Origin of the sequence: Gilliamella bombi, assembly GCF_900103255.1 — a bacterium.
In the GTDB taxonomy this organism is placed as follows: Bacteria; Pseudomonadota; Gammaproteobacteria; order Enterobacterales; family Orbaceae; genus Gilliamella; species Gilliamella bombi.
In genome coordinates this window covers 61,973-84,461 of record NZ_FMWS01000014.1, presented here as the reverse complement: position 1 = coordinate 84,461, position 22,489 = coordinate 61,973, and the positions used below count along the sequence as shown (strand labels likewise).

Genomic DNA, 22,489 nt, shown 5'->3' with positions numbered 1-22,489 from the left:
ATGTCAAATCTTGTCACCAATAATAAATTAGAATTGCTTAGTCCCGCTAAAAATATTGAGATTGCACAACAGGCTATTTTACATGGCGCAGATGCTGTATACATTGGCGGGCCAAATTTTGGTGCTAGGCATAATGCTGGTAATTCGGTTAGTGATATTGCCCAGTTAGTTGAATTTGCTCATCATTATTATGCAAAAGTATTTGTAACCTTAAATACCATTCTTCACGATAATGAACTTGAACCAGCAAGACAACTTATATGGCAATTTTATGATGCAGGTGTTGATGCATTAATTGTGCAAGATATGGGCATTTTGAGGATGGATATTCCTCCTATTGATTTACATGCTAGCACTCAAATGGATATAAGGACACCTGAAAAAGCCAAATTTTTATCTGATGTTGGTTTTTCACAAATAGTATTAGCTCGTGAGCTTAATTTAACTGAGATAGCTAAAATTCATGAGCAAATTGATGCAAAAATAGAATTTTTTATACATGGTGCGCTTTGTGTGGCATTTTCAGGACAGTGTTATATCTCACATGCACAGACAGGGCGTAGTGCAAATCGAGGAGATTGCTCTCAAGCTTGTCGACTTCCTTTTACCTTAAAAGATGATCAAGGGCGCATTGTTGCTTATGAAAAACATTTATTATCAATGAAAGATAATAACCAATCAGATAATTTGAACGAATTAATTCAAGCAGGTGTACGCTCCTTTAAAATAGAAGGACGTTATAAAGATCTAAGTTATGTTAAAAACATTACAGCCTTTTATCGTCAAAAATTAGATACTATTTTGTCAAATTCGTCTAATTTACAATCAGCGTCAAGTGGTCGAACTGAGCACTTTTTTATACCAGATCCTCACCAAACATTTCATCGAGGAAGTACAGATTATTTTGTACATGGAAGAAAATCCAATATAGGTGCATTCGATTCACCTAAATTCATTGGTTTGCAAATTGGTGAGATAACTCAAATTACACCTAAAACTATCGATATTAAATCTGAGAAAATATTAACTAATGGAGATGGCTTAAATGTACTAATAAAACGAGAGATCTTTGGGTTTAGAGCTGATAAGGTGGAGAAACTTTCGGCTAATCAATATCGAATTTATCCAAATGAAATTCCTAAGCCGCTTTTTTCAGTTAAATTACCTTATATAGTGAATCGAAATCTTGATCATGTGTGGCAACAAAATTTATTGAAAGCATCAAGTAATCGCAGAATTGGTGTGTCATTTAAACTATATAATATTGAAAAAGGTATAGAGCTAATTGCAAAAAGCGAAGAGGGCGTTTGTGTCAAGGTAGAACTTAATGGGGAATTCGAACTTGCGGAACAACCAGATAAATCATTAAAAAATATTAGAGATAATTTATCTAAATTAGGAAAAACTATATATTATCTTACTGATTTTGATTTAAATTTATCAAAAATTTATTTTATTCCAAGTAGTCAACTAAATCAGCTTCGAAGGAATGCCACTAATGAATTGACGGCTAAAAGATTAACAAGTTATTGTCGCCAAAAACGTAAACCAGAACAAAACCCAGTTCCGTTTTATCCTGAAAATCATTTGAGCTTTTTGGCAAATGTTTATAATCATAAAGCAAGAGAATTTTATACACAACATGGAGTTGAATTAATTGAAAGTGCTTATGAAGCACATGAAGTTAAAGAAGAAGCGCCCTTAATGATAACCAAACATTGTTTACGGTTTGCGTTTAATTTATGTCCAAAACAAGCAAAAGGAATTCAAGGTGTTAAAACTAAAGTTACGCCAATGAAGTTAATTCAAAATAATGAAGAATTATTGCTAAAGTTCAATTGTAAAGCTTGCGAAATGCAAGTATGGGGTAAAATAAAAAAACACATTTTAAAAAAGCCACTTCCTGGAAGTGAGATTATATTTATGGCAAAAAAATAAGGTATTTAAAAATGGTGGTTTAAGTTCATAATACCAAATATTATTTAACATAATATTTTATAACGAATAAATATAAATATTAATTAATGAGCAATTGTTGTTTTATTATAAAATATGCTACTCTAATAAATTAATAAATTTTAATTATTTCCTTTCGTTAATATGCAAAATATTTTTAAGACATTACGTTCAAAAAGTTATTCCGTTCCATGTGAATTATGTAGTATGGGATCTTTCTGCATTCCCATGTTGCTTAACAATAAATTAAACAGTATATTAGAAAGAAAAATATCTTATGCTAAAAATGAAATCCTAGCAAAATCTAATACGCCCTTTACTAAATTTTATATTATTCATTCGGGTGCATTAAAAACTTTTGTTACAACTTCTGATAATCATCAACGAGTTAATGGCTTTTATTTACCAGGAGATATTGTTGGTTTAGATTCAATTGCAACTCAAGTGTATAATAATAATATTCAAGCTCTTAGTAATACATTGGTTTGTGAGCTTTATTATGATGAGCTGATGTCGTTAGTTGATACCCAAAAAAATATTAGAGAACTTGTGTTTAATTTGTTAAGCTCTGATATTTATAATTACCAAAAATTAGTATTATGCTATTCTCAAAAAAAGGCTGATGAACGAGTAGCAACTTTTATTTATTCACTTTATCAGCGTTATGAAAAGAAAGGTCATTCTTCATTGAATATTAAGCTCATGATGAGCCGAGCCGATATCGCTAATTATTTAGGTTTAACAATTGAAACAGTTAGCAGAAATTTATCAAAGTTGCAAGAACAAAATATTTTATTAGCTAGAGGAAAATATTTATTTATCAAAAATTTAAACGGTTTAATAGATTTAGGTAATTAGATTTATTTATGTTAAAATAATCAGAATAAATTTCGTAAGGTCTTAATATATGGCAAGTTTAAAGAACACGCTTATTGTAGTTGCTATGTCCCTAACCTCTTTTTCTTCGTTTGCTGCTCAACAATTAACGGAGCAACAAGCTAAAGGTTTACAGTCATTTAAAAGTATAACTATCCGCGGAGCTTTTTATACTGATAGTGATTATATCATGGCAATGTCGAGAGCTGCGGATAAAGAAGGAGCTGCTTCTTTTTATATAACCACAACTAATATCAGTCCTTCTAATGATACTTTAAGGATTGTTTATGCGAAATTATATAAAGCCGATGCTCCTAAAGCAGAAGAACAAGCTGAAAGCCTTCGCAAGTTTGAAGGTATTTATGAATATCCAAAATCTAAAGCCATACGTTTAGAGCCTTTCAACATTGTGCGTATTCGTGGTTATTTTCCCAGTGAATATGATATTAACCAAGCAATTGCTAGAGAAGCATCAGCAAAAGGTGCTTATGCTTATTATATTGATTCACGTAGTGAATTAGGTAGTAATATACAAGTTGCTGCTTATTTGTTTAAGAAAGATGCACCTGAACGTAAACTTCAACCTGAGGATGCAATTCCATATGACTCTGAAGCTGGTCAACAAGCTCTTGCACAAGGTGGTGATGCGGCTATGCAGGTAGAAAAACCTGGCTATTATTCTCCTTCAGCTTTTAATGAAAAATTTTATGCCGATAAATTTAATAATAAAGTAAAAGTCATTAATCAAGCCACACAAAAAGCAACAACTTCTGCAACAACTAATGCTTCTGCATCTCAAGTTACGACGATAACAACTGAGCCACAACGCATTACACGTTACACTGTCACTCTACCCGATGGACGAAAGATCCAAGAATTGAATGATGCAACTGCAGCAAAAATGGTTGCGTTTGATACAATTAAATTCAGAGGTTACTATGTAACTGATCAGGAAATTTCTTATCAAGCGGGTAAACGAGCTATTGATGCTGGGGCCAAGTATTATCATATTGCTAGAATTGCCCATGATTCAAATGGTCCAAATATAACTGTTTTTGTAGATCTGTATCGATAGTTTATATAGACAATCGGGCGCATAAGCGCCCTATTTTTTTGTATGAAGCTATAGTTGTGATTTAACTACATCAATTTGCTGCTTGATGCGTTTTGCTGAAATTGGATATGATGTACCAAGCTGTTGCGCAAATAAATTTACTCTTAATTCTTCAATCATCCAACGGATATCTGTCACTTTAGTGTCCGATCGTTGATTGTTTGGTAAACTATTAATCCAATTATCATACTGATTCTGAACATCTTCTATAATACTCATTGATTGCCTATTTCTTGCCATATTTTGAAATAATTTTTCAATTCTTTTCTCAATTGCCGATAAATATCGAGAGATATCATTCAATCTTCTATAACTTGATTGAGTAACAAATCCTTTATAAACTAATCTATTAAGTTGATGTTTGATATCTGACAAGGCAAATGCTAAAGATAAATCAACGCGCCCTTTTAACTTTTTATTAATGCTAAAATGCAAAGTTAGTATTGATTCGACTTGCTTAGCAATATCAACAACTATTTCATTAATATGAGTTTTAGTATAATTAAGTAATTGCTGATAATCATCAGTTGAATGTATTGCTTTATTATTTGTTTCAATTAAATAATCAATACCACAAGCTATACAATCATCAATAAGCATTAACACGTTACCAAATGAATTAAAATATAAATTTAATTTCGATTTATTGGGTAATTTTTCATGTAAGTACTTGATTGGAGAGGGAATATTAAGCATTAATAAGCGTCTTAAACCTAATTTAGTTAATCTTTGTTGTTCTGATTGATTATCAACTAACTTTATACTTACGGAATTTTGATTATCAATAATTGCTGGATAAGCCTTAACAGTATAGTTTTTTTGTTTTTCTTCATAAACATCAGGAAGTTTTCCAAATGTCCAATCTGTCAAATTATTTTGCTCAATTGAGTTATCTTTTTTATTAATAGTAATAGATGATAAAGCTTGTTGAAGTTGAGTTTTGAGTTGCTGTTTTAGCATATCAAGATCTTTACTCGAAGCAATTTCCTTATTATTACTATCAATAATACTAAAATTCATTTTTAAATGTTCAGGGACTTGTTCTAATTGCCAATTTTCTGATGTAATTTTCACACCAGTCATTTTATGAAATTCATTTTCTAAGCATTCAAGAAGCGGTTTTTCTGTAGTATCTACCCTATCTAAAAATGCATCTGCATAACTTGGTGCAGGGACAAGGTTTCGTCGTAAAGATTTAGGCAATGATTTGATTAATGCAATTATTAAATCTTTTCTAAAACCTGGCACTTGCCAATCGAATCCCTTGTTTTTAATTTGGTTTAAGATATCAAGTGGAATTTTTATAGTGACGCCGTCACGGTTATGACCAATATCAAAGTGATAACTAAGTGCTAGCTTAAAATGATCTTGATACCAGAAATCAGGAAAATCATTTAAGTTAATTAATTGTGCTGATTGCCTGATCAGCATCTCTTTTTGTACATTAAGATAATCAGGATCAGATTTTTGTTTCTGCATCCACCATTTATCAAAATGTCTAGATGAAATAACGGATTTATCTATGCGTTTATCATAGAAATCAAATAATTCATCATCATCAATTAAAATATCCTGACGACGTGATTTATGTTCTAAATCTTCAACTTCATTAATCAATTTTTGATTTTGCTTGTAAAATTTATGACTTGTGAACCAATCACCTTCAACTAATGCATGTCGAATAAACAGAGTGCGACTTAGAATAGGATCAATTTTACTGTAATTTACTATTCTATTAGTAACAATTGGTAACCCAAATAAAGTTACTTTTTCGTTTGCTATTGTTGTGCCCTGCTTTTTAGACCACCTAGGTTCGTTATGGTCATATTTCACTAAATGTTTAGCTATAGGTTCAATCCATTCAGCTTCAATTTTTGCTGCTGTTCTTCCCCATAATCTATTTGTTTCAACAAGTTCACTAGCTATACACCATTTGGGTTGGTTTTTGAAAAGTGCTGAATTAGGAAAAATTGCAAATTTTATATTACGTGCACCTATATACTCACGCTTTTCAAGCTCTTTTATTCCAATATGAGATAGTAAACCGCTTAGTAACGAAATATGTAATGAATTATAATCAGCTTCTTTACTATTAATCGGAAACGCTAATTGCTTAATTGTTTGTCTAATTTGCGTATAGACATCTTGCCATTCACGGATTCGAAGATAATTTAAAAACTCTTTTTGGCATAATCGTCTAAATTGATTCCCTGATAATACGTTCTGTTGTTCTTTAATGTAGTTCCATAAATTAATTAAAGAAATAAAATCTGACTCCTTATCAACAAAACGACGATGTTTCTCATCCGAAGCTTGCTGTTTATCAAAAGGTCTTTCTCTTGGATCTTGAATCGATAAAGCAGCAGTAATTATCATTATTTCTTTAATGCACCCTAGGCGCCTTGCTTCAACCAGCATCCTAGCTAATCTTGGATCAATTGGTAATTGTGCTAAAATTTTACCTATTTCAGTTAAATGATATCTATTCTGTATGGTATGAATTGCCCCAAGTTCCTCTAATAAGCGAAGTCCATCACGAATATATTTTGAATTAGGTTTTTCAACAAAAGGAAAAGCGGCAATATCTCCTAAGCCTAATGATGTCATTTGTAATATTACTGAAGCCAAATTGGTCCGCAATATTTCGGGTTCGGTAAATTTGGGGCGAGATAAAAAATCTTGTTCATCATATAAACGTATGCAGATACCATTAGATGTTCGTCCACAACGTCCTTTACGCTGATTGGCAGAGGCTTGTGATATTGGTTCAATAGGTAAACGTTGAACTTTAGTTCGGTAACTATAACGACTAATTCTGGCTAATCCCGAATCGATCACATATTTAATGCCTGGAACAGTTAATGATGTTTCTGCCACATTAGTAGCAAGGACAATTCGACGTTTAGTATGTGATTGAAAAATTCGATTTTGTTCTGATGCTGATAACCTTGCATATAATGGCAAAATATCCGTATGACGAAGTTCTAACTTATTAAGTGTATCGGCAAGATCTCGAATTTCTCGTTCTCCTGTTAAAAAGATTAATATATCCCCAAGACTTTCAGTTGATAATTCATCAATGGCATCTATAATCGGTTGAAAATCACAACTTTTATCATTATTATCATCTTCTTTCAGGATTGGGGGACGATATCTAACCTCAACTGGATAGGTACGACCCGATACTTCAATAATTGGAGCCTCATTGAAGTGTTTAGAAAAACGTTCTACATCAATAGTCGCTGATGTTATTATGACTTTTAAGTCTGGGCGTTTAGATAATAATTGCTTAAGATAGCCTAAAATAAAATCAATATTCAAACTGCGTTCATGAGCTTCGTCAATAATAATAGTATCATATTGTAGTAAAAGTTTATCTTTCTGAATTTCAGCAAGCAATATACCGTCAGTCATTAATTTAATCAGGGTTGTGTCACTGACATGATCGGAAAATCTTACTTTAAAACCAACTAACTGCCCTATTTCTGTTTTTAGCTCTTCAGCGATACGATTAGCTACTGAACGTGCTGCTAATCGTCTTGGTTGGGTATGACCAATATAGCCTTTGACACCTAAGCCTAATTCTAAACAGATTTTGGGAATCTGTGTTGTTTTTCCCGAGCCAGTTTCACCTGCAACTATAACTACTTGATTATTTTTAATAGCATCATAAATTTCTTGTTTTTTTTCAGTTACAGGCAAATTTTGGGGAAAAACAATATACTTCGGTAACGATTCTAGTCTGCTTTGATAATGTAAGTTAGCATCTTGTATGGCGGAATCTATATCAGCTATAGTTTGACTTTTCTTAGCTAATTTAATTATTTTATGCTTATTTAAGAAAGTCGTTGAATCAAGATTTTTTAATTGCTGTTGAGATAGCATAGCGTGTCAGATATTTCAATTAAAGTTACATTAATACACGATTATAACAAATTTAATCTATTATTAGGAGTTCAAATGAAAAAAACGTTTTTGTTAACTGCTCTATTTACGGCTTCACTGGCTTTATCAGGATGTAGTGACTCAAGTACTTTACAAGAGACCGATCTCATGCACCACCGTTTTGTACTCACAAAAGTAAATGGTCAAGATATTCCGTTAGATGATCAAGCAGAGCTTATATTTGGGGAAAATATGACAATTACAGGTAAAATGTGTAACCATTTTTCTGGTAAAGTTACTTTAGACAACGGTAGCATAAAAGGTAGTGGTATTGTGATGACTAAAATGCTTTGTAATGATGATCAATTAAATCAATTAGATTATATTATTGAGAACTTAATTACTGAAGGTACAAAAATCAATTTAAAAAATAATCAACTAACCTTAAAAAATAACAATAATGAACTAATTTATCAACTTAAAGACTTAATGTAAGCCAAATGTTTAGTTGCTATAATTTAGTATGTTATTATAAATAACAAAATATATTAAAGATAAAATACTTTATTTAAAATACTGTTAAGAATATAATAAGAAGAATTTTAAAGGGTTTAACTTATTGATGAAATTATTATATTCTTCAAAGATTTTATGTGATTTTGGTAGCCATATTGAGCTACAAATACCTTTTTTAACCAACAAAACTACCAATGCGTTGCCATTGGTTTTTTTTTTTTGCAAAAAGTTGGTTTATCGAATTTTTTAAATTGAATTAAAACATTAACCTTAACATTAAATAAATTACTAAGTAGATACTATTATGAAAAAGACAAAAATTGTTTGTACGATCGGACCAAAATCTGAATCAAAAGAAATGTTAGCAAAATTATTAAATGCAGGCATGAATGTTATGCGTTTAAATTTTTCGCATGGTGATTACGAAGAACATGGCAACCGTATCAAAAATTTACGTGAAGTAATGCAAGAAACAGGTTTAAAAGCAGCTATTATGCTAGACACCAAAGGCCCTGAAATTCGCACTATTAAATTAGAAGGCGGTAATGATGTATCCCTAGTTGCAGGTCAAACATTCACGTTTACTACAGACAAAAATGTTATCGGAAACAAAGACCGTGTAGCCGTAACTTACGATGGTTTTGCGCATGACCTTAAACCAGGTAATCGTGTTTTAGTTGATGATGGCTTAATTGCTATGGACGTTAAAGAAATTAAAGGTAATGAGGTTATTTGTACTGTTTTAAATAACGGTGAACTTGGTGAAAATAAAGGTATTAATTTACCTGGAGTTTCAATTAAATTGCCAGCACTAGCAGAAAAAGATAAAAATGACCTGATTTTTGGTTGTGAACAAGGTGTTGACTTTATTGCTGCATCATTCATTCGGAAACGTTCTGATGTAGATGATATTCGTACTCACTTAAAAGCTCATGGTGGTGAAAACATTAAAATTATATCTAAAATTGAAAACCAAGAAGGTTTAGATAATTTTGATGAAATTCTTGATGCTTCTGACGGTATTATGGTTGCACGTGGTGATTTAGGGGTTGAGATCGCTGTTGAAGAAGTTATTTTTGCTCAAAAAATGATGATCAAAAAATGTAATAAAGCATCTAAACCAGTCATAACAGCAACACAAATGCTTGATTCAATGATTAAAAACCCACGTCCAACTCGTGCGGAAGCTGGTGATGTAGCTAATGCAATTATTGATGGTACAGATGCAGTTATGCTTTCGGGTGAAAGTGCTAAAGGTAAATATCCGCTCGAAACTGTGAATGTTATGGCAACTATCTGTAACCGAACTGATAACACAATTCCAGCATCGTTAGAATTGACATCAAAAGAAGAAAAGTTGAGTATAACTTCAGCTGTTTGCTGTGGTGCTGTAGAAATTGCTGAGCGTTTAAATGCTCCATTAATTGTTGTAGCAACTCGTAGCGGTAAATCAGCTAGGGAAGTTCGTCATTATTTTCCTAGAGCTCGTATTTTAGCATTATCTTCAAGTCAAAAGACAGTTAATCAGTTAGCCGTGACAAAAGGTGTAGAGCCTATTTTAATTGATTCAATTAACTCAACTGACGATTTTTATCGTTTAGGTAAAGAGATGGCTGTGAAAGTATGCGGTTTACAACAAGGTGATATCATTGTGATGGTATCTGGTGCTTTAGTACCAAGTGGAACTACTAACACAACATCTGTTCACCGTATTTAAAACGGCATACTTATTATTTGTCCTGAAATAAAAAAGTTAGCTACATGCTAGCTTTTTTTTTTACATAAGATATCCTGTATAAAATACTATTAATAGAATTTGAAAGATTAAAATGATTGAAGAAAAAGTATATTTACCTAAGGAACTAAGTTGGTTATCTTTCAATCAGCGAGTTTTACAAGAAGCTGCTGATAAAAGTAATCCACTTATAGAGAGGATACATTTTTTAGGTATATACTCAAGTAATCTTGATGAATTTTATAAAGTACAGTTTGCCAACTTAAAAAAATATGTACTTATTGAACAAGAACAAGCCAACTCATCTTCTAACTCTAAAAACTTATTACGCCAAGTAAACCAAAAAGTTATTCAACTAGAATTACAGTTTGACCAGCTTTATAATGAACTATTATTAGAAATGGCGAGAAATCAAATCTTTTTGATTAACGAAAGACAACTTTCTTCTTATCAAGAAGGTTGGATAAAAAACTATTATAAACAAAATCTTAGACAATATATTACCCCTATTTTACTCGATAGTCATACCGAACTTATTCAATTTTTAAAAGATGATCATGCCTATTTGGCTGTAGAAATTATTTGTGAAGATAAAACCAATTATGCGTTACTTGAGTTACCGACGGATAATATTTCTCGTTTTGTTTTATTACCGTCAGAAGTTTCAACTAAAAATAAATCGATCATTTTTTTGGATAACATATTACGTTACTGTTTACCCGATATTTTTAAAGTGTTTTTTGATGCCAAAGAATTAAATGCCTATTCTATTAATATTAATAGAGATGCTGAATACGAATTAAACACAGAATTAGACAGTTTGCTTGAACTTATGTCACAAGGTTTAAAACAACGTTTGACTGCTCAGCCAGTTCGTTTTACTTACCAAAAAGATATGCCAAAAGCATTATTTGAGTTATTGATTAATAAATTGTTATTAACTGAACAAGACGCAATGCCAAGTGGACGCTATCCTAATTTTAAAGATCTTGTGAAATTTCCTGATTTTGGTCAAAAAAAGCTATTAAATAAAAAAATTCCAAGCCTAAGCTATAATCGATTTAAACAATTTCGTAATTCGTTTGATGCGATTAAAGATCGAGATGTATTGCTTTATTATCCCTATTACTCTTTTGGACATGTATTAGAGATTATGCGCCAAGCTTCGTTTGATCCATCTGTTACGCATATTCGCATGAATATCTACAGAGTTGCAAAAGATTCCCGCTTTATTCATGCGGCCATTAATGCTGCCAATAATGGTAAAAAGGTCACTGTAGTTGTTGAATTGCAAGCAAGGTTTGATGAAGAGGCAAATATAAAATGGGCAAAACGATTAATTAGTAGTGGAATTAAAGTTATCTATTCACAACCAAAACTAAAGATCCACGCTAAATTATTTTTGATTGATCGTAAAGAGAATAATGAAATTGTTCGTTACGCCCATATTGGTTCAGGTAATTTTAATGAAAGGACTGCAAGAATTTATACCGATTTTTCGTTATTAACTGCAGATCCTGTAATTACAGATGAAGTTAAAAATGTATTTAATTTCATTGAAAACCCATTTAAACCAGTTTCATTCCATCATTTACTTGTTTCTCCACAAAATACCCGATTGAGATTTTATGAATTTATTCAACGAGAAATAAATAATGCCAAAGCAGGTAAAGTAGCAGGTATCTATTTAAAGCTTAATGCAATAACCGACAAAGATATGATAGATCAATTATATCGTGCATCTTGCACTGGCGTAAAAATCAGAATTGTAGTAAGAGGAACTTGTGTCTTGGTACCACAAATTCCTAATTTAAGCGAAAATATTACTGTCACAAGTATTGTTGATCAGTTTTTAGAACATGCTCGTGTGTATATTTTTGAAAATGATGGAAAAAAAGATACTTATATTTCTTCTGCTGATTGGATGCCTCGTAACCTAGATAATCGTATTGAAGTAGGTGTAAAAATCTTCGATCCAATAATAAAATCAACTATCCATAATATTTTTAATATTCAATGCAATGATAATGTAAAGGCTCGTATTATTGATAAAGATGCAACTAATAATTATGTACAAAGAGGTAATAAGAAAAAAATTAGAGCACAATATGCCATTTATGATTATTTGAATCAGTTAGAAACGGTTGAATAAGGGATTTAAAGTGAATAAATTCAATGAATATGCGGTAGTTGATCTTGGTTCAAATAGTTTTCACATGGTTATTGCTCGTATTATAGATGGTGCTATACAGATCATTTATAAAAATAAAAAAAATATTCATCTTGCCACAGGGCTTAATGCTAATAACCATCTAAGTGAATCAAGCATTATGCGAGGTCTGGAATGTCTTACACTATTTTCCGAAAGATTAATTGGCTTTCCTCCCGAAAATGTTCGTGTTGTAGCAACTCATACATTACGGGTTGCAAAAAATAGATATAAATTTTTAATGGCTGCGGCTAAAGTATTTCCATTTCCTATAGAAATCATATCGGGACAAGAAGAAGCACGTCTTATTTATTTAGGTACTATGACATCAGAACCAACATCGTCAAATGATACTAAATTTGTAATAGATATCGGTGGAGGATCTACAGAAATTGCAATAGGTAGAGGAAATGATCTAAAACCGTTGATTGTTGCTAGTCGCCCTATGGGATGCATAACTTATGCTAAACAGTTTTTTCATGAAAAAAAAATTAACGCTATTTCATTCGAACAAGCAAAGCTTGCCGCCGAACAACAAATTGAAAGCTTGATTAATATTATAAAAAAACAAAATATTACTGTTGCATTTGGTACATCAGGAACCATCAAGTCTATTTATCGTATCTTATTAGATATTGGGGTTTGTGATGGAATTATTACCCAAAAAAGGCTCGATGATTTAATTAGTTATGTTTTAGAATTCAACTCTTTTCAAGATATTGACTACCCTTCACTTTCTAGTGAAAGAAAAAGTGTATTTGTCAGCGGACTAGCTATATTTAGTGGGGTTTTTAACGCATTTGGGTTAAATACTTTACAATTTAGCCCATGCGCATTACGTGAAGGGGTGCTTTATGAGTTGGTTGGAGGTCTTAATTTCCGAGATATTAGACAAAATACCGCGCAAACTCTTTCTGAACATTACAATATAGACCAACGCCATGCTACGCAAGTTGTTAAAACTGCAAAATATTTATTTTCTCAATGGCAACAACAAGCACCAACATCTATTCCGGCAAGCCTTGAATCTATTTTATATTGGGCTGCTTTGTTACATGAGGTAGGGTTAAAAATTAACTTTTCTTCAGTTCATAAACATTCAAGCTATATTTTACAAAATAGTAATTTACCCGGATTTAACGAAGAACAGCAATTACTTTTGTCTACTCTTGTACGTTACCATAGAAAGACTATCAATATAGATACACTACCCTATTTTAGTTTGTTCGAATACAAACATATAATACCGCTAATGCAAATCCTAAGATTATCTATACTCATCAATAATCAGCGAAATACAGAAATTAATTTACAAGCATTTCGTTTAAAATTAATAAAAAATAAACTAACTAAAGTGACTATAGAAATTAATCGGGAATTTGTTGAAAATAATAAATTGATATTATTTGATTTAGAACAAGAAAAAAAATATTGGAAAGAAATTGAGGATTGGAAACTATCGATTGTAGTCTGTTAATTATAAAAGCCCCTGTAAATCAATTTATATGTAGAAAAAAACGTGTTGTTTACACTTCATAGTAAACTAAACCCACCCTAAATTTTGTATATTTGTAAGTTTGTAACTATTGTGAATACCCCAAATTTAGTACAAGATTCAAGTATAAAATATGGTGATACTGTGTGAGATTGATAATAACAGACACAACGACTTAATTACACAATGTGACAGCTAATGGCAATTGAGATTAATTTAGTGGCTTGTAGCTCTCTTGCCCATGTTTTTCGTTGCATTGTGGGCACTACAGCTTTTTTATGATTTCTCCCTGAGGCTGCGATTTTAGATTTAACTCGGCAAGTATCTGTTACTATAGAGAATTTTCTACTTTCTTACTGTACTATTTTAAGGGATAGTTACAATTACGGCTTTTGTTTTTCGTTGAAATAATTCCCTAATACCTAAAATTGATTTTTAATTTATTTGCTTTATAATCAGCAAGTTTTAAACAACCATAATAAAGGAAATAAAAATGAAGAAGACATTAATTGCATTAACAACTTTTGCTTGTTTTTCAAATTTTGCTTATGCTGAAACAAATGAACTTTACCTAGGAGGTCAATTAGGAGCTTCTATAATAAAAGTGAAAAATATTAAGGATACCTTACATCATAGTCGCGGCACTGTTATCAACGATGGTATTTTTGACTCAATGCATAAAACTAAATTAGCAGGCGCTTTAAATTTAGGTTACAACTTTTCTAATTATGATATTCCTGCACGTGTAGAATTATCTCTTACCTTACGTGGCAATACAGATAAAAAAGAAAATAGATACACTGATTATGAAGAATATCGTCTTCGTACTACTCAAAAAGTCAAAGCCCGCATGAATACATTAATGTTAAATGGTTATTATGATATTGATATTGACTCACCAATTACTCCATTTATTGGTGCGGGATTTGGTGTTGCCTTCACTAAACTAGGAAATAGCCATAAGGAAAAATATAACGTTTCTGTTGATGGCGTTGATTATGAACGTTCATTATCAAAAACAAAAACAAAGTTTGCATGGAATGTTGCTGCTGGCGTAGCTTATAAGTTGAATAATAATATGGTTGTTGATTTCACTGCTCGTTATGTGGATGCAGGGAAAGTAAACATCAAAAAACATAATGAATACTATCGAACTAATGCTAGTGCTGAGCTAAGTTCAATTGATTTATTAGCTGGTGTTCGCTATAGCTTCTAATTAATAAACTAAAAAAACAATGGCTCTTTTTAGTTTAGTTACCAATATTATCGCTACATTTCTTGCTACTGTTAATATGTAGAAAAAAACTGGGTTATTTACACTTCATGGTTAAGTAACCACTCCAAAACCCCATAAGGCGTTTTTTCTAAAATCACCTTATGGGGGTTAACAAAATTATAATAATTAATCAATTAAGACTTAGTCTTCACCTTTTGAATCACTATATACTTGTTGATTATGCCGTATTTTAATCCAAAGTTGGTATTACTCTTTTTACTTTTCCATTCATTTGTAAGCAGCAAGTTTAGTTGATTTTTGAAATACGGTGGTTATTATTACTGTAAACAACCCGAGTAATTCCAGCATGGCTTGCCAAAGAAACGTGTAATTGATAATAAAAGCTCTCATCTAAAATTAAATGAGAGCATTTATATTTAGCTTTTAATTAAGCAACACCTGGAATGGTGAAGTCCATAATAAGCAATAAGGTTGGTAAAATGAAGATAGATAAAACTGTTGATGCAAAGAAAATGCTTGATGCTTGTTCTTGCTCAACATCCCAATTGTAAGCCAAAATAACCGCTGTTGATGCCGTTGGCATTGCCAATAAGAAAACTAATTCTTCTGCTTCCATACCTGTTATGCCAAATAGATATACGGAAATAAGTGCAACAATTGGTGTAATAAAACTTTTCAACACAACATTAATCATTAATGGTTTAGATAATTTCAATTTAACACCATGAATACCAACACCGACCGCAATAAGTGAAATGAAGTTACAGGCATTTGACATAATATCAAAAGTGTTAAACACAAAATGTGGTAGCCATTTAGTTCCATCGGTAACGCTCACAATTAACCCTAAAATAACGGCTAAAAACATTGGCTTCATAAGTGAATTTTTTACTGCACTAAAAATCATACCACCGGTGACTTTACCACCAGACAATTTAGTATCACAAAGTTCTAATAAAAATATTGTCATTGGAATCAATGATAATGCAACAACAAAATTAGCAATCGCAACGGAAATAGTTGATGCGGCTCCTAACATTAACGTCAAGAAAGGAACACCCATCCCGCCCATGTTTGGAAAACAGCATAGCATTGCATTCATAGCTGTTGACTTTAACTCTTTATGCAAAATGTATTTATTGGTTAAAAAACAAATTATCCATAAAAATGACATAGTACAGAAAAATGCAATCATCCAAATGCCATTGAATATTTGCGATGGCTTAGCATGAGACGTATGCACAAAAAGTAAAGCAGGAAAGACAAAGTTTGATACCAGTCCTGATAATAATTTTTTAGAATCCTTCGAAAAGATCCCTTGCTGCACACATAACCAACCAAGAAAAATTAACAAAAAAACCGGAAGACAAGAACTAACAACTTGCCCAACTGCTGACCAGATCAGATTCATTTTTTAAAACTCCTAAAATAATATTACTAAAAATACAAATTCGGTAAATGGTCGGTAACTTCAGATTAGATATTATATTTATAGACCTAGCTAAAATAAGTGGGTAACAAAATCGAATATATTTATTACATGTAAAACGATATTCTTCGTTGTTGAAACTTGATATTATTAAATGCGATTTCGCACTCATTATGTTTAATTAAAGACATTCTTTAATGAAAACCTTTGTTATATTCAAATGTAAAATATAGTAACTTAGGTATTATTATACTTATTCTTTTCGATCTTGTGTAAATCAAGATCTACTAACTGTCTTAAAAACTCAAAAAAACATTAAAACTTTGCTCTAAGCTTGTTAATAATAGAGTTTTATTTCTTTAAAAAACAATCAATAAGAAAATATAAAACATGAGTGTTAAATTATAGTAAAAATTAATATTGCACTAAAATTTCTTAAATGATGTTTTTTTATAACGTGTTATTCATTATAAAAAAACATACCTATTATAGATAATAATTTGATTTACTTTATTTATATAGAATTGCTGCCACAAAGCCTTATTATTGATATTCATATAATGACAATAAATCTTGAAAACAATATATAGTAAAGATTGTTTCTGAATAATCAATTAATAACTAGCATAATGTAAATCATTTCTGTGTTATTGTAAAATCAGTAATACATTTGACTATTTTTTGTCTAAAGATTTTTTACATATCAAATAATAACTGTTATGTTTTAACTAACTGATCATTGATAATTTTTTAGTTCGCTAACTAAAAAATCGATTAAACATCGAGTTCGGAGCGGTAATAATTTACGACTTGGATAAACGGCATAAATATTCAAATCCTCGACTTTATAATTCAACAAAACACGAACTAAACGGCCTATTTTAATATCTTTACCAATAATAAAATCAGGTTGCAACGAAATACCACCTCCTTGTAACATAATTTGGCGGCAAGTATCGCCATTATTACAATAGATATTCGCTTTTAAATTCACCGAGTAATGGGCATTGTCTTTATAAAAATGCCATTGCTCTTTTTTAGCCCACTGACTATACATCACAATTTTATGATTCAACAAATCATCAGGATCATTCGGCATGCCATATTTAGCAATATAATCAGGCGACGCGGCGGCTATGATTTGCGTAGTTGCCAACTTACGGCTAATCAGCGACGAACTTTCTAGCCGACCAATTCGAACAGCAAGATCGTAGCCCTCCTCAAGCAGATCAACCACACGATCTGACAATGTAATATCTAGCTCAATTTTAGGGTATTTATTGATAAATTTTTGCCATAAAGGCGCCAAATGCAAAATACCAAAACTAACAGGCACATTAACCCGAAGAATACCTTGTGGACTTGCATGATCTAAAGTGAGGCTATTTTCTGCTTCTGTAGTAGCATTAATAATGGCTTTAGCTTGCAAATAAAAAATTTGCCCCTCATGGGTAATGACCATTTTGCGAGTTGTACGTTGTAACAACCGAACTTGCAAGCGATTTTCTAATGCTTGAATATAACGTGACACTGCCTGCTTAGACATATTTAACTTAACTGACGCATCAACAAAACTATTACAATCAACTACCGCCACAAAAACCATCATTTCTAGTAATTTATTAGATCTATCCATCTGCCTTTCACCAACACCAAACAATTGTCCCACTTATTTTGACAATAAGTCACATAATAGCTTATTTATCTACAAAATAATAACCATTATCATAAACAAATGGTGCTAACCAATCACAATAATTAACTTACAGGAAAAATAAAATGAAACAATATCAAACAGATCTAGCTTCACTCATGTTACGAATTGCCTTGGGTGTCATGTTCTTGGCGCATGGTTTTACTAAACTACTCGTCTTTACTCCCTCAGGTAATGCGCAATATTTTCAATCACTTGGCTTTCCTTGGTTCATTGGTTATTTAGCCATTATGTTTGAAATTGGCGGCGGTTTGTTATTGCTTTTAGGTATTTTAACCCGCATTGTTAGTTTATTGGCAGTGATTCAAATGATTGTTATTACATTTATTCACTCAGTGAATGGTTGGTCATTTAGTAACGCAGGTGGCGGTTGGGAATATCCTGCCTTTATGGCGCTAACAGCACTCAGTTTAGCATTGCTAGGAAGTGGTCGCTTTAGTGTATTAGCTAAATATTTGGCGTATTAGAGTGGGAGATATTAGTTGTTTTTTTGACAAAACAGTTGAATAAAAACCTCAATAAAATAAATACTTTTTCTGACTGATCTTTACTTAGGGTTGAGTGGGTTAGAAGAGTAAAAGGCTCGGTTTGTGATCGAGCCAATTTAGATTGTTTATAATTATGTTATCGCTTTTTTGGCATCCATTATCCATAATCATTTAATTACAATGCTATAATTTATAAAATAGCCAGTTTGGTTTGAACAAACATTTCACAACTTACAACCGATGCAAAATTGGTTAAGGCAGACATAAAGTTGTTATGTACCACTTGGGATGGAATCGTTTTACCATCAAATTCGAGATCACAAGTTGTACAAGCATCGTGGATTAATATCGGTTGATAACCTAGTTCGGATGCGTGACGTGTTGTTGAGTCAACACACATATGGCTCATCATTCCACAAATAACCATCTGATGGATCTGTTCTTGTTGTAATTTTTTTTGTAGCTCAGTTTGATAAAAACTATTAGGGAATGTTTTTTTGACAAGATACTCATGCAAGTTACCAAGCGGTAACAAACTTGGATGAATTTCAGCGCCTAAACTTCCGTTAGCAAAAAAATCCGCATGTGGATCAGACTTTATATGCTGAATATAAAAGATCGGTAATTGTTGTGCTCTAAAGTGTTTTTGTAGTTTTAAGGTATTTTGTAAAGTTAATTCTGTATTGTTTAAAGTAAATTTACCCGTTGGGAAATAGTCATTTTGTACGTCGATAATTATTAACCCTTGTTTCATTGTTTTGTCCTTAAATTATGTTTGAGTTGATAATTATGCGATAATTACGCTATCTGTTACATAATGAATTGAAAGTATTATTACTTACCTACTTTCAAAATGAAAAAGCTAAACAAGTATGGATAAAAAAGATCGCGCTATTTTAGATGAACTTAAAAAAAATAGTCGTCAATCATGGAAAGAAATTGGCGAAAAAGTATATTTGTCAGGACAGGCTGTTGGACAGCGAGTTCAAGAATTGTATGATAATCATATTATTGAAAAATTTACTATTAAAGAAAAAACAAATCAGCTTCAGTTTATAACGATTTATATGAATTCAAATCAATTCACCTCGTTCGAAAACATGGTCATGTCGTTTAAAGAAATCATCGAATTTTATAAAATCACAGGCGATGGGTGTTATTTTATAAAAAGTGAATTTACAGACCAAAACTTACCACATTTTTTAGACAAACTTGAGCTCTATTGCCGTTATAAAGTTAGTCATCAGTCAAAAGTGATTAAATAACGCTATTTTAAAAATTTACACCTAAACTTGTTGACTATTTTTTGTATAAAGATTTTTTTACATAAAAAACAAAAAAAAGTTGCGAGCAAATAAATTCTGTTATATTTTGTTCAGTAGCTTTAATTATCAACTCAGTTAAAGGTTTTTTATTTTTATGAATTGTTTTTGCGTTTTTATTACTAATGCTATTAGTACACATCATCACCATCATTCCTGAATAGTCTTCGGGCAATTGGTGCTGGAAGACTTTGGTCTTCCGGTGATGTCGCAAAAGCAAGCAGAAACCCTCGGAAGATCAAACTTCCGAGGGTTTTTTGTTTGTAGTTTATAAATTTTTAGATAACTTTGGAGAAAGATATGTTGGATAATTCGCGTTTACGCATTGCTATGCAAAAGTCAGGTCGATTAAGTGACGAATCAAAAAAGTTACTTGCCCAATGTGGTATTAAAATTAATCTTCAAGAACAGCGTTTGATTGCTTTTGCTGAAAATATGCCCATTGATATCTTGCGTGTTCGTGACGATGATATCCCCGGATTGGTTATTGATGGCGTTGTCGATATTGGGATTGTCGGCGAAAATGTTTTAGAAGAGGAAGTATTAGATAGGCAGGCCGAAGGCGAAGATCCACAATTTAAAAAATTGCGCAGTTTAGATTTTGGTGGCTGTCGGTTGTCGATCGCAGCACCTCGTGATTTTGAGTATACAGGACCAGAATGTTTAAATGATTTGCGTATTGCCACCACTTACCCTCACCTGCTCCGCCGTTATCTTGCTCAATATAATGTTACTTTTAAAACATGTTTGCTTAATGGTTCGGTCGAGGTTGCCCCCCGTGCTGGGCTTGCCGATGTAATTTGTGATTTGGTTTCGAGTGGTGCAACGCTTGAGGCCAATGGACTAAAAGAGATCGAAGTTATCTATAAATCAAAAGCCTGCTTAATTCAACGTCAAGGCGAAATGTCACCAATAAAACAGGCGTTAATCGATAAAATCATGACACGCATTCAAGGCGTTATTCAAGCTCGTGAATCCAAATATATTATGCTCCACGCCCCTACTGAGGTGTTAGATGATATTGTTGCGCTATTGCCGGGTGCCGAAAATCCAACCATTTTACCGTTAACAGGCGAGCAAAATCGAGTTGCGCTACATATGGTGAGTAGTGAATCTCTTTTTTGGGAAACCATGGAAAAATTAAAAACATTAGGCGCAAGTTCAATTCTTGTATTACCAATTGAAAAAATGATGGAGTAATAATATGAAACTCTCTTATTGGCAACAATGTGATGACGATCAACGCAGGAAACTACTTACTCGCCCAGCAATTAATGCTTCGGATTCGATTAGCAAGGCAGTAGCCGATATTTTGGCACAAGTAAAACAGCACGGCGATGAGGCTTTAAAGGTTTTAAGTCGCAAATTTGATAAAGTCCAAATTGAGCAAATAAAGCTTACAAAAGAAGACATAAAAGCCGCCGCAAATCGTGTTAATCCTGAATTAAAACAAGCCATGCAATTAGGGGTTACCAACATTGAAAAATTCCACCAAGCACAAGCCTATCAATCCATTATGGTCGAAACAATGCCGGGCGTAAAATGTCAGTTAGTAACGCGCCCTATTGATTCAGTTGGGCTTTATATTCCGGGTGGTTCTGCCCCTTTATTATCTACTGTGTTAATGCTTGCAACACCTGCTAAAATTGCTGGTTGTCGTCAAGTTATTTTATGTTCACCACCGCCCATTGCTGACGAAATTTTATATGCGGCACAATTATGTGGTGTTAGCGAGGTTTATCAATTAGGCGGTGCACAAGCCATTGGCGCAATGGCGCTTGGCACCAAGTCGGTTCCTAAAGTCGATAAGATTTTTGGTCCAGGAAATGCCTACGTTACCGAAGCCAAACGACAAGTCAGTCAGCGACTTGATGGCGCAGCCATTGATATGCCAGCTGGTCCGTCTGAAGTATTAGTGATTGCAGATAGTTCAGCAAATCCTGCTTTTATTGCTGCCGATCTTTTGTCGCAAGCTGAACATGGTCCTGATTCACAAGTTATTTTGTTAACACCTGATGAAAAAATAGCACAAGCAGTATCGATTGAAGTCGATAAGCAACTTACGCAACTATCGCGCCAAAATATCGCTAAAAAAGCATTACAAGAAAGTCGCCTTATTGTAACTAAAGATTTGGATGAATGTGTTGCTATTAGCAATCGCTATGGTCCCGAACACTTAATTATTCAAACTGCGAATGCGGATGAATTAGTTGAACAAATTACTAGTGCTGGCTCTATATTTTTAGGCGATTGGTCACCAGAGTCAGCAGGCGATTATGCTTCAGGAACCAATCATGTATTACCAACTTATGGTTATACAGCCACATATTCTAGCCTTGGGCTTGCAGATTTTCAAAAACGTATGACGGTGCAAAAATTATCACCAGAAGGATTAAAAGCAATAGGTAATGCCGTTGAGCTTATGGCAGAGGCTGAACAACTAACCGCTCATAAACAAGCAGTTAGTCTTCGTCTATCGGTATTAAATTCAACAAATCAAAAATAGGTGGCTT

16 protein-coding genes and 1 other annotated feature are annotated in these 22,489 nt (G+C 32.5%); of the genes, 12 read left to right on the top strand and 4 right to left on the bottom strand.

Going from position 1 to position 22,489, the window contains the following annotated elements:
- From B9N71_RS02925 to B9N71_RS02915, 3 genes are all read left to right on the top strand, one after another.
- Positions 1 to 1,938, top strand: coding sequence for a peptidase U32 family protein (locus tag B9N71_RS02925; RefSeq protein ID WP_085164052.1), 1,938 nt, complete (start codon positions 1 to 3; stop codon positions 1,936 to 1,938).
- Between the two features lie 162 nt (positions 1,939 to 2,100).
- Positions 2,101 to 2,814 carry a helix-turn-helix domain-containing protein gene (locus B9N71_RS02920; protein WP_085164051.1) on the top strand — a complete coding sequence of 238 codons (714 nt, stop codon included), beginning with the start codon at positions 2,101 to 2,103 and terminating at the stop codon, positions 2,812 to 2,814.
- A 49-nt stretch (positions 2,815 to 2,863) separates the two neighbouring features.
- Positions 2,864 to 3,907, top strand: coding sequence for a YdgH/BhsA/McbA-like domain containing protein (locus B9N71_RS02915; RefSeq protein WP_085164050.1), 1,044 nt, complete (start codon positions 2,864 to 2,866; stop codon positions 3,905 to 3,907).
- A 48-nt stretch (positions 3,908 to 3,955) separates the two neighbouring features.
- Here the strand turns inward: B9N71_RS02915 and hrpA are convergent, their stop codons facing one another.
- Positions 3,956 to 7,831 (bottom strand): ATP-dependent RNA helicase HrpA, encoded by a 3,876-nt coding sequence (gene hrpA, locus B9N71_RS02910; protein ID WP_085164049.1) that lies wholly within the window; start codon positions 7,829 to 7,831, stop codon positions 3,956 to 3,958.
- Between the two features lie 75 nt (positions 7,832 to 7,906).
- On the opposite strand from hrpA, the gene B9N71_RS02905 reads away from it, so the two are divergent.
- From B9N71_RS02905 to B9N71_RS02885, 5 genes are all read left to right on the top strand, one after another.
- Positions 7,907 to 8,326 carry an META domain-containing protein gene (locus B9N71_RS02905; protein WP_065609538.1) on the top strand — a complete coding sequence of 140 codons (420 nt, stop codon included), beginning with the start codon at positions 7,907 to 7,909 and terminating at the stop codon, positions 8,324 to 8,326.
- A gap of 325 nt (positions 8,327 to 8,651) precedes the next feature.
- On the top strand, positions 8,652 to 10,064 hold the full coding sequence (gene pykF / locus B9N71_RS02900; protein ID WP_065590959.1) for a pyruvate kinase PykF: 1,413 nt from the start codon (positions 8,652 to 8,654) through the stop codon (positions 10,062 to 10,064).
- 112 nt (positions 10,065 to 10,176) lie between these two features.
- A complete protein-coding gene (ppk1, locus tag B9N71_RS02895) occupies positions 10,177 to 12,234 on the top strand; it encodes a polyphosphate kinase 1 (protein WP_085164048.1) in 2,058 nt (685 codons plus the stop codon).
- Between the two features lie 10 nt (positions 12,235 to 12,244).
- Positions 12,245 to 13,768 (top strand): Ppx/GppA phosphatase family protein, encoded by a 1,524-nt coding sequence (locus B9N71_RS02890; RefSeq protein WP_202983904.1) that lies wholly within the window; start codon positions 12,245 to 12,247, stop codon positions 13,766 to 13,768.
- Between the two features lie 511 nt (positions 13,769 to 14,279).
- A complete protein-coding gene (locus tag B9N71_RS02885; protein WP_085164047.1) occupies positions 14,280 to 15,002 on the top strand; it encodes an outer membrane protein in 723 nt (240 codons plus the stop codon).
- A 448-nt stretch (positions 15,003 to 15,450) separates the two neighbouring features.
- Here B9N71_RS02885 and B9N71_RS02880 read toward each other — a convergent pair whose 3' ends face one another.
- On the bottom strand, positions 15,451 to 16,434 hold the full coding sequence (locus B9N71_RS02880) for an AEC family transporter (protein ID WP_085164046.1): 984 nt from the start codon (positions 16,432 to 16,434) through the stop codon (positions 15,451 to 15,453).
- Between the two features lie 754 nt (positions 16,435 to 17,188).
- Positions 17,189 to 18,088: a LysR family transcriptional regulator gene (locus B9N71_RS02875; RefSeq protein ID WP_065560092.1), complete on the bottom strand. Its 900-nt coding sequence runs from the start codon at positions 18,086 to 18,088 to the stop codon at positions 17,189 to 17,191.
- A gap of 143 nt (positions 18,089 to 18,231) precedes the next feature.
- On the opposite strand from B9N71_RS02875, the gene B9N71_RS02870 reads away from it, so the two are divergent.
- Positions 18,232 to 18,633, top strand: coding sequence for a DoxX family protein (locus B9N71_RS02870; RefSeq protein ID WP_085164045.1), 402 nt, complete (start codon positions 18,232 to 18,234; stop codon positions 18,631 to 18,633).
- A gap of 211 nt (positions 18,634 to 18,844) precedes the next feature.
- On the opposite strand, the gene B9N71_RS02865 is transcribed toward B9N71_RS02870, so the two are convergent.
- Positions 18,845 to 19,408: a cysteine hydrolase family protein gene (locus tag B9N71_RS02865; protein WP_085164044.1), complete on the bottom strand. Its 564-nt coding sequence runs from the start codon at positions 19,406 to 19,408 to the stop codon at positions 18,845 to 18,847.
- Positions 19,409 to 19,526: 118 nt separating this feature from the next.
- Between B9N71_RS02865 and B9N71_RS02860 the strand changes: the two genes are divergently transcribed.
- From B9N71_RS02860 to hisD, 3 genes are all read left to right on the top strand, one after another.
- Positions 19,527 to 19,919, top strand: a complete 393-nt coding sequence (locus tag B9N71_RS02860; protein ID WP_065590964.1) for an AsnC family transcriptional regulator — start codon at positions 19,527 to 19,529, stop codon at positions 19,917 to 19,919.
- A 198-nt stretch (positions 19,920 to 20,117) separates the two neighbouring features.
- Positions 20,118 to 20,238 (top strand) — a sequence feature (His leader region).
- Positions 20,239 to 20,276: 38 nt separating this feature from the next.
- Positions 20,277 to 21,176 (top strand): ATP phosphoribosyltransferase, encoded by a 900-nt coding sequence (gene hisG, locus B9N71_RS02855; protein ID WP_085164043.1) that lies wholly within the window; start codon positions 20,277 to 20,279, stop codon positions 21,174 to 21,176.
- A gap of 4 nt (positions 21,177 to 21,180) precedes the next feature.
- Positions 21,181 to 22,482 (top strand): histidinol dehydrogenase, encoded by a 1,302-nt coding sequence (hisD, locus tag B9N71_RS02850; protein WP_085164042.1) that lies wholly within the window; start codon positions 21,181 to 21,183, stop codon positions 22,480 to 22,482.
- The last annotated feature ends 7 nt before the right edge of the window (positions 22,483 to 22,489 follow it).